Origin of the sequence: Candidatus Vicinibacter affinis, assembly GCA_016714365.1 — a bacterium.
Classification (GTDB): domain Bacteria; phylum Bacteroidota; class Bacteroidia; order Chitinophagales; family Saprospiraceae; genus Vicinibacter; species Vicinibacter affinis.
This window is the reverse complement of record JADJNH010000005.1, coordinates 2,358,785-2,373,907: the sequence shown is the minus strand read 5'-3', so window position 1 is coordinate 2,373,907 and position 15,123 is coordinate 2,358,785. Positions and strand designations below refer to the sequence as shown.

General features: G+C 37.7%; 3 protein-coding genes. All 3 read right to left on the bottom strand.

The annotated features are described in order from the left end of the window. Nucleotides 1-86: 86 nt before the first annotated feature. Nucleotides 87-5,840, bottom strand: a complete 5,754-nt coding sequence (locus IPJ53_09335; protein MBK7799304.1) for a gliding motility-associated C-terminal domain-containing protein — start codon at nucleotides 5,838-5,840, stop codon at nucleotides 87-89. Nucleotides 5,841-6,173: 333 nt separating this feature from the next. Beyond that, a complete protein-coding gene (locus IPJ53_09330) occupies nucleotides 6,174-11,567 on the bottom strand; it encodes a gliding motility-associated C-terminal domain-containing protein (protein ID MBK7799303.1) in 5,394 nt (1,797 codons plus the stop codon). Nucleotides 11,568-11,833: 266 nt separating this feature from the next. Then, nucleotides 11,834-15,058, bottom strand: a complete 3,225-nt coding sequence (locus IPJ53_09325) for a PKD domain-containing protein (GenBank protein MBK7799302.1) — start codon at nucleotides 15,056-15,058, stop codon at nucleotides 11,834-11,836. Nucleotides 15,059-15,123: the final 65 nt, after the last annotated feature.

Here is a 15,123-nt window from a genome sequence, read left to right as displayed (position 1 = left end):
TGAGCAGCAGAAAATTTTGAAAGGTTAAAAATTATCCCAAAAAAAAAGGCCTCCAATTGGAGGCCTTTAAAATCAATTTAAAATTTTTATCGAAGCAGAGTAAACTCTCCTTTTACTTTCTCAAATCCAGTAGATCCTTCATATTCTATCTCTGCATAGAAAACATATACCCCTGGAAGAGCTTTCTTTCCTTTAAAGTCACCAGACCAACCAACAGATCTGTTTGTATTACCATCAGGAAGATTAGTTTGAGAATAGACCTGTGAGCCCCATCTGTCGTAAATCTGAAGCAATCTTACATTTCTAACTCGTTTACCATAAACATTGAAATGATCATTCAGATTATCTCCATTAGCAGATATGACAGTTGGCCACCACACATCTTTAATAATTCTAACCAAGACTCTAACTCTGTCGCTGATTTCACAACCAGCTTGATCGATCCCTGTGATTAGGAATTCTCTGGTAGTATCCGCCAAATAATTCAACTTACTTTCCCAGTCCACTTGCTGATCAATGTTGAACCAAGTTGTATCCTTGTATGCTCCATTTGTAGAAGTTCCTCCACGAAGTGCAAGTAACAGCGAATCCAACCTGACCAAAGAACCCTGATCAACCACAATACTCTTGATCACTTCTATACCCAATTTTCCTGGTTCTATAAGATTATAAGTTCTTTCCAACAAGCATCCATTAGGATCTTTAACAGAAATCTTATAAGAACCCTGACCCAAGTTATTGAATGACTTACTGGAAGTGTAAGGTCCACCATTAAATGAAAACTGTAAATTACCTAAAGGTTGGTTATTAACGTCTAACACTTGATTAACGGTAATGGTACCATTACGCTCTCCAAAGCATTTTGGATTAACCGGATCCACCAGTAAATCAGCTAATGGATTTCCAATTTCAGTTACATCTATTGTATCTGAATCGATACAACCGTTTTTACTGTCTTTTATCGTTACTATAAATGTTCCACCTGGCTTACCAACTGTTACCGTATTGGTTCCTTGTCCAGAAAGAACGCTACCTACCCAGGTAAATGAACCTATGGTTCCTGAATTAGCCCGCGAGCCGGAAGCATCCAATTGGATTTGGTTAACAGAACAAGTCAGATTTCCTTTTTGACTGATATCAGCAACAGGCAGAGCTACATCTTCCGTTACATTAATCGTTTTGAGATCCACGCAACCATTTTTCAGATTTTCAACCATCAAAGTGTACGTTCCAACAGCATTTATAGTCGGAGAATAGGTACTTCCGCCAATAAGATTTCCTGGACCGGACCAAGTCGGCTGATAAATAGCCCCAGTTGATGAACCTGTTCCATCAAGGTTAAGTGTTTTAACGTCACAGGTTAAAACTCCAGGAGTTTTAATATCAACATTAGGTTTAACAATGTCCTGAGTAACTACAAAACTAGTTTGATGTCTGCAGCCAGCTCTAGGGTCAACTACTTCCAGATTGTAAGTACCAGGTCTATTAATGTCTACTGTTGAGCCTGTAACCTGACCAGGATTTACAAATTGTCCATTTGAAGTCGTCCAGTTAAAAGCCAACTGATCACCTGAACCGCTGGTAGAAACTGCTCCATTTAAAGTAATTGAAGTGACTTTACAATTCAACTCAGTAGGTCCGCTGATAGCTGCGACCGGGTAAGAGAACCATGCTACAGGAACACCTGGAGTATTGTCCAAACAGCGATCAGTAAAGTTCACATTACCCGTTGTAGGATCAATATTTCCAACAAATACAGCTATGTAATACGTCTTACCAAGTTGCATGGTAGCAGGGTTAAAAACAAATCTACCATTGTCATTAAAACTAATGATGGAGCCACCTCTTGGATTACCAGGAAGGCCGTCATAAAGTACATATCTAAAAATATCATTTCCATCTAATACCCCAGGCGCTACTGTATAGTTGGCCTGTGCAGCTGCATCAAAACAAAGATTGTTTGGAGCCAAAGTTAAAACTCCTGCATCTGTGATGCAATTACAAATCTCAACAGCCTGGAATGAATCTACCAAACAATTATTTTTATCACGAATGGTCAATAGGAATGCATTCCCTTGAGGGATCCAGTCAGTCAACCAACGATCTCCGGCTTCAAAGTTACCTGCCAAAGGATCATTAACAGAATGCTCCCCTTGAATATTCCAGCTAGGTCTGTTACCATTTCTTGATGTTATCCTTACCCGATAGTTTTCTGCTGTATTGTCACACTCTACTGTATAGGTATTGTCAATAAATTCTGGAGCATCCAAGAAAGTAACAGAAACAGAATCATAGGCGTCACAATTATAATTGAAGACTGCCCATTCAAAGTTGTAGGTTCCATAACCAGGCACTGTAACAGTGGTAGAAGGTGCATTAGGATCCGCAAATATTGCATTATTTCCACCTATTTGACGCCAGGTTCCGTTACCTAAAGTAAGATTGGCATCTAATGGAAAAGTAAGTCCGCAAATGTCTTTATCTAATCCAGCATCAGCTAAAGGATATGGTTCCCAAATGATTGGCTGGTTATTAGAAATGCGCTTACAAGGATCTTTTATGTCAACTACTCCATCCCTTGGTGCAAGGTCTTCCCCAACCACCCTGGTTATGTAATAAGTTTCTACGCCCAATAACATTTTGGTTTTGTCGAAACAAATGATGTCATTAATTGAATATAATGTATCCAACACTGTAGAAGGGTCATTGTAAGAACCTTTATGTAAAATATAAATGGCTACATCTTCTGCGGTATTAATGCTTTCTGGAATTAAATTCTTAATTGGAACACATTCATCTTCACAAACACGTGTTAACAAACTGTCAAGGTTTCCAGCATCAATTGGGTCACAATTACAATTATAAATATCAATGGTCAACTGAGAAATACATCCATTCGCATCTTGAATTTGGATACTGAAAGTGTCCAAACTTGCAAGCGTATCGGAAACCCATTTGTTACCATTGATGGAACCTTTGGCAGTAATCAATGTATAAGGCGGCCTTCCACTCATCAAATCAGCTTCGACAATGAATTTTCCATCTTTAGAACCAGGTGCGCCAAAAGCAATACACCTTGGTTCCACATTTCTTACTTCCGGAGAAGGATTAAATGTGATGCTTACCACATCCTTCTGGATGCATATATCATTGTTGTTTTCTTCCAATTCAAAAACATAGGTTCCGAAATCACCCAAAGCACTTACCTGACTGGCAGGATCAAGTGTGTTGTTGAACAATACACCTGAATTTGGAGTAGGTCCCTGTACCAATCTCCATTCAATTCGAGATCCCGGGATCGATTGGAAACCACCTAGATCATATACCCGTCCACAAATTGCATCATCCGGACCTGCGTTTGGTGAAGGGATTTTGTAGAAGGCAAATGGAACGCCACCATCTACTCTCAGGCAACCTTTAATTTGATCAATTCCACCTTTGTTGTCTGTACGTCCCAAAATAACTCCTACATAATAAGTTTGTCCATAAACGAAACTTGGATCATAAGGTATAGAAAGTGAACTGATGTCTCTAATTCTTGAACTATAAGGATTATTCGGATCCGTGTAAATAAAGAATATAATAGTGTCTTTATTCGGACTTGGATCCAGGATCTGACCGGATGCATCATAGTTTATGACCACGACACCATCCTCGCAAAGTATTTGTTGGGTCTTATCCAGATTACCAAGATTGTTGGTGCATTTACACTCATAGACATGAATGAAAGTAAATTCACAACCATTCACATCTCTGATTATAACTGTATCGTTGGCCAAGTTTAAGATGACTCCTGAATTGTAGACACCTAAAGGACTTACCGTTCCATTTCCTTTTATAACTGTATATGGACTCTTACCTCCGGAAATTTGAAAATTAAAAGTGTAGTCTTTGTTATTGGAATTACAGATATAATTTGCTGGACTTTTGATAGGAGTATCATTAAAGTTAATGGTGGTAGAATCAGTTGTAATACAACCTAAGCGTGTTTCCGTATAACCAAAAACATAAGTTCCGTATTGATCTACCGTAACTAAAGACTTATCATCAAACTGATCACTGTACGTAACATTGCCAGGTCCTGAAATTTTAGTCCATTGACCTCCAACATCTTTTTTACCTTGGAAGCTCGTGGACAGACCACAAACAGAAATTACCGGCCCAGCATCAGGAGCAGGAGAAGGAACTATTTCCACATCAATGCAACACTCAGGGCTTGGACCACAATTGGACTCAAAATTGAAACAAACAGTTCCTATTGGCGCATTTGTATTCCACAATACCTCAATAACGGTGGTATCAAAAGCATTTTTTGTAAGGATTGTACCTCCACTCACATTCCAGTTTAGGAAATAAACATCATTTGGCAAAATAGTATCTATATAATAAATACCCGTTTTACCCTTACAAACCTGCAAATCACCTTTAGGACATACCTTTTTAGGCTTGAATTGATCTTCATCAAACTGCTCACAGAATTCATAAAAACAAACGATTGCCTTATCTCCAAGATTTGCCAATACCTTTATTTCCACACAATAGTCATCTTTTTTCTCTACATCTGTAAGAATTTCATCGTTGCCGATTGCCTTTTTGGCTGGATCATTTTTTAAGAACCATTTGTAACTTATATCTGTAGACAAGCCGGCGGCTCCACAAGTTTTGGTACGATCGATAACTCTTGGTTGAATTTCTAATTTACCACCAATACAATACTCTCTAAAAGTGACATTGTAATCCAAAAATATAGCAGTTAGTTTGTAGGTACTGTCACATCTCCATGGATCTGTTGATTTTGGCAAGTTGACAATTTTTCCGTTTTGGCAGGTACTAAAAACCTGTCTCGTGGTTGGGTCAATATAGACATCATTATTATCACAACCTAAATGGTATACATCCGGAGGTTCCGGGACTTCGAGCACAATGAATTGGCGCACGGAGTCAAACTTACAGCAAGTTGCCCGATCAGTAAATTCATGTCGGTATTCACCAGTTGCGCTTATCTGTTCACCATGCCAATTAAATGGTATTCGTTCGTTGCACAAAGTCCAAGGAGGACCTACCTTATCGGCAATTGGTCTTACGCGAATGGTGATACATTTCGGACCATCCTGGTCACAAATTGAACCTGATTGTGGGTTACCGATGTAGGCTGTAACGCAAAGCTGGAAATCACCTTCATCCGGAAAGTCCAAAGTTACTTCGCCCAATCCACTTCCGATTTCTGTTCCATCTAAGGTCCATTCATAAGTAGGATCGCAGGCTCCACCCGTATTGATGGTGTATTTAATATTGCAAGCACCTTTACAGACATCGCGAGGGCCCATGATATTACCTAAAGGTGGCAACATTGGGGCTGAACCACCTGAAGTTGTCAAGGTAAAATCACATACGTCTCCGGAACATCCATCCACAAACAGATAATATGTTTTACAAGCAGTAAGGTTACCAGACAAAGTAAATGACCCAGCACCATTACAATTTGGATTACATACAATGGATTCATTACAATCGCAATCCCCCCAAATACCCATCTGTACACCTGTACCATTTACGGAACAGTTACTAAAAGTAATTGTAATGGTCACTGGTCCGCCATCGCACACAAATGCCCACCAACCGGTATTATGAGCTCCCCCACCTGATGGACAGAGTGGCGAACAACCGGTAGGATTGGAATAAGTTGTATTCTGGCAGGTGTACCCATTTACCTCATCTAATGAACAAAGAACGTTGGCGTCTTCGCATTCATCCGCTGATGGCGGGGTGCATTGTGCAGTAAGTTCTAAACTCCAGATGGAAAAAAATCCAATCACAAAGGAGAGTAAAATTTTATTCATATTGTTTTTGTTTGACTTATACATTAAATTAAATTATATACGAGCTCCTGAAAAGCCGAATAAAAGTACACTGATTAACAACAATTTACAAATAAAATTGCAAGAATATATTAAGATTAAAAATACAACTCATATGTTCCAGCAAACCTATTAACGAATTAACTATAATCAGGCCAATCTTTTCGGCTAACAATAAGACCCCACAAATATGATATCCGTTGCAACGCTGAAGATTTTTTTAATGAAAAATTTTAAATTTAGAGATCAAAAAACTAAATTTTAAGCTAGAGCATTAATTATCAACTAATTAAAAAATAAATTTAAATTTTTATTCTATCTGACAAGAGTCAGGCTTCCTTTTTTATAAACCGAACTTCCATTGACTGAAAGGGCCTCAATTAAATAAACAAAAACGCCAGGGTTAACAGCCTGACCATTTAAAGTCCCATCCCATCCTAATTCTACTTGCTTAGGATCATAATCATAGGCCCCAAAAACTTTATTCCCCCATCGGTCGTAGATCTCATATTTTTTTACCTTCAGTATATCCTCTCCAGTTACCAAATTTACCTGATCATTAATTTTATCGCCATTTGGACTGAAGACATCCGGAATAAAAATCCTGGGCTCCGTAATTACTGATATGGTAAGATCATCGGAAATCTCACAACCATTTTCATCAATAATGTGTAGCCTATAACGTGTAGTTTTTAATGGCTTAGCATAGGTCTCTATACAGTTTGGGCAAAATATTGATTCAGATGGCATCCATTCTATCTTCTTTGCCAGATTGGTATCCACATTGGTGAAGCCTGTTATAAATGCTGTTTGTCCCAATAAAATAGTGGTATCCTTGAATACTTTTAAACTCAACTCTGGTTTCTCAACAATAGTCACTAAAGTATCATAAGTACAACCAAATGCATCTTTAATGTAAATCCTTTGATTACCTGGACGGAGGTTTCTGAATTCTGTATTTAAATTAAAGTTCAAGCCATCCAGGGAGACTGAATAAGGTGGCTTTCCGCCAAGCACATTTTTCACTAAAATCTTTCCGTCCTCAATTCCAAAACAACTAGGTCCATCGATTACCACTTCTACTCCGTCGAGACTTCTTGAAGCCTCATTGACCACAAATTTTCTAGTCGAAACACAACCATTCAACTTATTCTTAACCTCGAGTTCATATTCGCCTTCAGATTCAATCAAAACTGTATTAACATTATTAATACTTACGATTCTTCCGTTGATACTGGACCATAAATATTCAAAAACGGACACAGAATCATTCACCAACCCCAAAAGTCTTACTTGTCTTTGATTGCATTTAAATGAATCCAATTGAAAAATTGTAAAATCTGGTTTTAAGGTATCCATTGAAACAAAAACAGTACTGTCTTTTCGACATCCATCAAGATTGATAACACTGACTGTATAAGCTCCCGGAATATTGACAAATGGCTCAGAAGTTTTTGAAAAAAATTGTGATGGCCCTCTCCAGGAAATTAGTGAATCCTGACTTTGTATCTGCAGCTTCAATTGCAAAGAATCCTGCAAACAGTTAATTGCACCTCCGGAAACTATAAAATTCGGAAATGTCTTAACATTATCCAATTTAATACTCGTTTGCGCAGAGCATTTGTTCTTACAAATAACAAATACATTATAGGTTCCAGTATCCTTTGCAAAAGGATTTTGTTCAGAGGCAAAAAATCTATTTGGACCGGTCCAAATAAAAATTGGATCACTACAATTCGAGCTAACCTTTAATTGAATAGAATCTGAATTACAAGGCAGGGATGCATCAACGGCAAATACATCGGGATGTATAGTATCTACAACCACTCTAACTGAATCAAATCCAGAACAATAATTTCTTTGTGAGGTTACCTTAACGAAATGTATGCCTCCTTCTAATGCCGTTACCGGATTTCCAAAATACTGGGTTCCATCTGGAAATGTCCAATTGAAATTTAAGTTTGAATCAATTGAAACGACTTTTAACATGGCTCTTGGTTGTGAGCAATTTATAGTATCCGCGGTGAGAATAAAAATTGGATTTGAAGTATCTGCCCTGACATCAAAAAAGGTATCCAATGTACAAAAATTTACACCTTCAATTCTGGCAAGGTAGCGTCCTGGCAAACCAAATTCATATTTATTTCTTGAAACTGGAATTACGTTTGAAGCGCCAAACCAATCAATTTTGGAAACAGAATCTTGCGTTATTAAATTTAAAGTCGCATGAGACACTTTACAATTAATGGTATCCAGGCTAAATGATATTATTGAAAAGTTAGTATCGTATTTTACAAAAACTGAATCCGAATTTTTACATCCAAATTCATCTGACACAGTCACTTTATAAAATCCGGATAAGGGATTACAAATTTCATTACCTGAACTTTTTACACCCATTGGATTCGTCCAATCTATAGAATCCAAAGTTGAAGTACTTAAAATTTTGAGACAGGCATTTTGAACATTTTTACAATTAAAAAAGGTATCTGAGAATGAAATGGACGGTTTAACTACATTACTTACTACAAAAATAGAATCCACATTGATACAGCCCAATGAATTAGTTACGGTCACTAAATGCCATCCAGTGATATCAGTGGTGATTATTTTATTTGTATCAATTGATTTATCCGGGCGCTCCCATAAATAGCGATCAGTTGCACTGGATGAAGAATTTCGAATAAATGCTGCATTGGACTTACAGGTAATGGTGTCAGACATTAAATTCAATATAGGTTTGTCCTTTGAGGATTGGATAAATATTTCTTTTGAATTAGAACAACCATTAGAACTTGTTACATACAAAGTATGAATACCTTCTAAATTAGTTCGCAAATTTTGGGTTCTTGAAGTATCCATAGTCGGCAACACCCAAATAAAATCTGCAATTGAATCATTTACAGTTGTGATTATATTGGCAAATGCCTTATCACAGGTGATGGAGTCAGCTTCTAAGAGGATTGCGGGCTTCATGGTATCTTCTACAACAAATACAGAATCTCGTGAAATGCAACCATTGATTGCTCTGGCAAATAAATAATACCAACCACCTATTCCAACTGTAGGCTCTAAAGTGGATGAACTAAAATTCAATGGACCCGACCATTCAAAAGTGTCTATTTGTACAACCGTTTGGACAAAAATAAAGGATGAATCCCGATTGCAATTAATTGTATCCCCTCGAACATTCCCGATCCCCAATCTTTTATTTTCAATAACTTCAATAGATTTTTCTGAGGTACATCCATTTGCGGCAGTTACCGTGACCATATAAATTCCACCTTGAGTGATGGATGGGTTTTTCTGAGAACTGATGAAGTTGGATGGGCCACGCCAATTAAATTGAACGGCTGTTGCTGAATTGGATTGAATATTAATGGAGGTATCTCTACAATTTATTTCAGGTGCAGTCAGATCAATTACCGGTCTGTTCTTATCCTCGAATATGGTGATGGTATCTTCTGAAACACAACCATTAGGAGCAGTGACAATAACTTTATAATTTCCTTTTTGTCTTACCCATGGGTTTTGCTGATTTGAAATAAAACCAATCGGCCCATCCCAACTGTATTGAAATGCTTGTAAAGGAAAGTTGGTATGATTTAACATTATTTGAATACTGTCCTCCCCGCAATTTAATTCTTCTCCAAGCAAACTAAATTCCGGCGCTTCCTTATTTTCAGGAACTATTAAAAAGGTATCCAATGTGCAGCCAGCAGTATCAATTATTTTTACCTTATAAATTCCGGACTTATTTACCCATGGTGCAAATTCATTGGTAATAAAACTGTCCGGTCCGGAAAATTCAATTAATTCCAAAGGAGAATTTATTATCGGAATAATTCTTACCAGACTATCAGAACAAGTCAATGTATCCACATCATATTTAAAGTCAGGAATATTTATGGCCTCTTTCACTTGTACAAATTCTTCTGCAACACAGCCATTCTTACCAGTTGCCTCGAGTTTATACAATCCTGGAATTTTAACATAATTAATCAGACCTGAATTGTACACCATTGAAGGACCTGACCAACTGTACTTTAGAATACTGTCTGAGCTCGTAAAGGTCAATAAAGATGAATCCATTCGGCAAGTAATAGTCGTTGCCAATGGGTTAATTACCGGCCGTGTTTTATCTTCCAATATATTTATTATCTGAAGATTTGAACACCCTGATTGGTCGGTTACTTGAACTGAATATATTCCCGGTTTATTAATAGTGAGTGTATCGGAATTTCTCAAAACATTCCCCAGGTTATCACGCCAAACCCAGAATGGATTGATTACATTCGTATTGGCCTTGGCAACAATTGAAGATTTTAAACAGTTGAGTGTATCAGTTGTAACTTGCAATTCTGGTGGTGTCCCAGTTTTGGCAATCGAGAATTCCAGAGAATCAGCACATTGACCTTTGGTTAGTAAAACTTTATAAGTCCCTGCCTTATTAATTTTGGGTCTGAGCAAATCAGAAAGATCTGAAAATTGTCCATCGGGTGTTGTCCACTTAATTTCAGTTCCTGGAGGTAAAGTGGATCCTGACACATCCAAGGTTACAACCGGATTTAAGCAATTAATCTCCGGCAAAGGATTTACAATTTGAGCTTTTAAATCTACAAACTTTAAATTCAAATTCACAATTGAATCACAGGCATCCTGTGAAGTATACTTAATTGAGTAAATTCCTTCTAAAAAATAGGAAATACTGTCCAGTATAAAACTATCGCCTCGACAAATAAAAGCATTAAAATCCAGCGTTGGTGGAACTTTGTTGATTTTAAGATCGATGCAATTTTTAGACAATTCTGCGCATGTTCCACTTCTGTTTGCCGCCAAGTCATTTTTGAATTCCGATAATTTAGTTCCCTGACCTCCTTTCGGTATTTTCAAACTGTCAGCCTTAAGGTATGAAATCGCACAAATCTCATAATTGCCGGGAGGGTAATTTCTAAAATCAAGTGAATTTGTCTTTTGATTTATAAGGTCACCGGAACTTATTAAAAACTCATATGCATAAATTGTCGAATCCGGAATGAAGCTTGGTTGGATGGGTCGAATGAGTAGGTTTAGATCCGGACTGTTTTCACAATAACTAATGGAGGTTTGATCAAAATACCCTCCATTCGGGCTGCATGTATTGCAAGAAATACCAGAATTGTCACAAAACAAAAGACAAAAGCTTTCAATATTTCCCTCATAACCCTTGTCATTATCAATTAGGGTAAGCGTCCAGGTACCATTCACACTGCCTAAATCAAAGTCTTCCAAACATCCCTTATTAGGATAATAAGTGCCATTAAAAAACTGCCCAAGAATACCCCAAAACTGAAGATTATCCCATTTTGCTTTAAAGCCAACATCCGGCACTGCCTTTTGGGCACATGGAACAAAGGTTACGTTCCACTTTGAAAAAAACGTAAAACCAGAATCTCCTACAGGACCTATTAGTCCAATGGTCTGACCTGACGGAGAAGTTAAATTGATAGTAAGATCACCTATGAATTTATGATCAAATTTTATACGAACACCACACAGGCCCTGAGAAGTAGTAGCCAGATCATTGTTTATCGCACCTGAAATTTGGAGTCTTAGCGACTGAGTTAGATTATCTTTTATCACTAAATTCGTATCAATGCAGCACCACTGCCCCGACAATTCAATTGCCAAAACAAAACAAAAGACAAGTATTGCAATAAATCTATTCAAACTCTATAAACGAAAACAAATCCAAAATTAAATATATTATCAAAAAAATTAATATCAAATAGGAAGTTGCTTGAATTACGGCTCTTCCACTAAACTTTACAAGATAGTTTATTTTAATAGCTTTTTTCGAAAGGAATCTAGCCTTTAAAATAATCATCGAACACCAATATAACTAAGACACCCGAATGATGAATAATGTTGTTTAGGCTAATAAAAAAGCCTTATCGATGCGATAAGGCTTTTTTATTCTTTATGTAAAATTATTTTTATTTAGTGATTACCAGTTTTCTGGTTACAATGTCAGAATCTAGCTTGCATTGCAGAACATAAGTACCTGACTCTAAATAATTTAAATGCATGCTAATGAAACCTCCCTGTATCTCTGGTGTACTGTTGACATATAATTCACGTCCCATCATGTCTGTGAGTATCAATGAAATTTTAGCATTTGCAGAAATTGGTCCCAATGAAATGTTGAAAATTCCATTATTCGGGTTAGGTAAAATATTTACTTCGGCATTGAATCGATTTCTATTGTTGATAGATTTTGCCGGATCAGCTTCTTCTCCTAATTGAACCTTCCTTTTTTTACCAGTCTTGTCTGGACACAATACAGAAGAAATAACTTCAATGTAATTTGTTTTGGTTATAAAATTTTCTCCATTGGTATTTTTGACGGTTAGTTTCACTGCGTAAATTCCCGGCTTTTCATAAGTAACAGATGGGTTTTTATCAATCGAAGTAGCCGGTTTCCCCCCTTCAAATTGCCAATTCCAATCGTTTACATCTTTGGAAGATTCATCCACATAATTCACTTGATCGCCAGCACAAATACGGGTTTTGGAAGAAGAGAAATTAACTTTTGGAATCAGGTAAACGATGACTCTTTGCTTCAATTCTGAAATTCCGCAATCATTGGTCATAGTCATGGTAACCTCATATTCCCCTTCTGCCTTGTAGGTATGTGTAGGGTTTTCTTCCGTACTGGTTTCCATATCACCGAAATTCCATAAATAAGTTCCTCCATTTTTGGAGGTATTGGCGAAGGAAACTGCATAGCCTGAAACTACTGATTGATATTCTGCAATTGGAGCCGCCCCTACATTAATAAACGAAGTTTGACTTAAGGTAGATTTGTCAGAGCCGTTGATTGCCACTAGTGTAACATCGTAGATACCCACTTTATCGTATGTAACCTTTGGATTGGGATCTGTACTGGTACTTGGATTTCCACCAGGAAAGCTCCATTCATAGCTTGCAGCCCCTGTCGAATTGTTTTTAAATTGTACTTCGAATGGCACGCAACCTTTTGCGTTGTCTATGGAGAATCTGGAATTTAAAGTGGTGCTAATTTCAACTTCCTGACAAGTTGTGTCTTTTCCACATTTTCCGGTACTGATCAGACAAACATTGTACTTACCCGGCCCAGGAAAATTATGCTCAGGCTCTGTTTCGGAACTTTTTGAGTTATCTCCAAAATCCCATGCGTATGTTGTTGCATCAATTGATTTATTTGTAAACTTAATCAGGTTACCCAATGGGGCGCCAGCTTCAAAATCTGAAATAGGTGTGCTGTCGACTTTAATGTACTTAACTTCGTATTTTGTATGTCGATATCTCGAATTAAAGGCTGTTAATTTAACATCAAACTGCCCTTTTTCGGTATAGGTTACAACGGGCTCCTTCAATGTTGATTTTGATGGATTTCCACCAGGGAACTCCCATTCGAACGTATTTGAATTTTTGGAAGAAAGATTCTTGTATTTTACTTTAAGCACAGAGCAACCATCCTGTACATCGGATGAAAAATTAGCTTCATTGGGGGTTACCACATTAACCTTCACATTTTTTTTGACTGTCCCACAACGATTGGTAACGGCAAGTTCAACTGTATACACCCCATCTTCGGCATAGGTGTGATAGGGTTCGAATTCAGTAGATTTGTTTCCATCCCCAAATGACCATAAATAGGAATCTCCATTTAGGGAATTATTGGTGGTGGTAAGATCTCTGTCTGTAACATTTGTAGTAAAAATTGGAACAGCTTTAGCCTCTACATCTATGTAAAGACTAAAAGTTTCTTCATTTGACCCGAACTGGTTGGTAACCTTCAGCGTCACATCATAAACCCCTTTGTTGGAATAAGTTACTAAAGGATTTTGTTGGGTGGATGTTAAAGGAGAACCTCCCGGGAAAGTCCACAACCATGAAGAGGGCGTACCTGTAGACAAATCAGTAAATTGTACTTTACCTGTTGCACAAACTAAGGTTGGAACCCCTTTAAAATTGGCGACCGGTGCATCACCGGCTGAACAAGTGCCCAGGCATCCAAGACCTGGAAGGTAATTATTTACTGAAGATATAGAATTAGAAGACCAGGTATTTGATCCATTAACTGAAGGTGCCATGATGGTATTAGAACCTGCAGCATCATGCTGACAACTAAAATTGTGACCTAGCTCATGAGCCTGGAGCACTCTCAAACCTCCACCAACACTACCACCATAATCACTGCATACATTATACCTAAAGCTGCTGCATACTGCTGACAACCACGCAAGACCGATTGCTCCGGAGGACCACTTCTTAGACCAGTTAGTGGCCACTGCATAACTTGCTCCACCATATCCGCCACTGTTGCCCCAAGACCTGTGCTGATCAAGTTGTTGATTTATAGTAGATGAACCATTCCATGGATCCCCTCCAACAGTAGAGGCCACAAATATGGTGCTGATGGTAAATTCTACAGCGTCTGCAAATTCATTGTCATAATTTGTTTGAACATTGTTCAGTACAGAAGTCATAAAGGCATCTGCCTGTGGAATTCCCCCTTTATTGTCATGTAATGTTTTATCACAGGATAAGGCAATGTCCACGCTTCTGCATACACCTCTTGAATTGATTTCATTGGTATGCACTTCATTAGGATTTAAGTGCATCGCTTTTTCATATTCTTCAAATCCGCAGGCTATTCCAGAATTGCGAATCACATCAGACTCATTGTAAATGACCACTTCATTCTTAGGCGCATTTGGGTCAAGACTGTAGACCATCTCAAAATAGATACTTTGGCCAGCATCTACAACATGTCCGTTGAAAAAATCGTTGGTAAGGGTAAGACAACCCCAACCTCCCCTTGGTGTTCTTAAAATGGATTTATAGGTTTTGATTTCCTTATTTCTTGGTCTCCTTGTTACGCCTTGGTCGTCAGATACAGACAAATAGAAATCCTTTCCATATAAATCATATTCAAAAAGGTCCAAAGGCCAGGATTTTGAACCCAGATCAAGCTGCATTTTTTTCACAGTTGAACGGGTGTTTAAGGAGGATTGGATTTCTTTGATATTTAATGTTACGACCTCGTAATGCTTAAAAATCCTATCCAAGGTTGGTTTTGCGGAGGATTGAACCTGTTTTGCATTAAAAGTCTGAGCATTAAGGCCAAAAAGACAGGCCAACAAAATAAAAAAAGTCAAAATTCCGGATTTCATATTTTTTTGTTTGCATTTAAAACGCCACAAATTAAAAAAAATCTCATTTTTGCAGGCCACAAGTT

Excerpts from the sequence above, each read along its gene's own strand:
- IPJ53_09335 (MBK7799304.1), bottom strand. The coding sequence starts at position 5,840 with ATGAATAAAATTTTACTCTCCTTTGTGATTGGATTTTTTTCCATCTGG.
- IPJ53_09325 (MBK7799302.1), bottom strand. The coding sequence starts at position 15,058 with ATGAAATCCGGAATTTTGACTTTTTTTATTTTGTTGGCCTGTCTTTTT.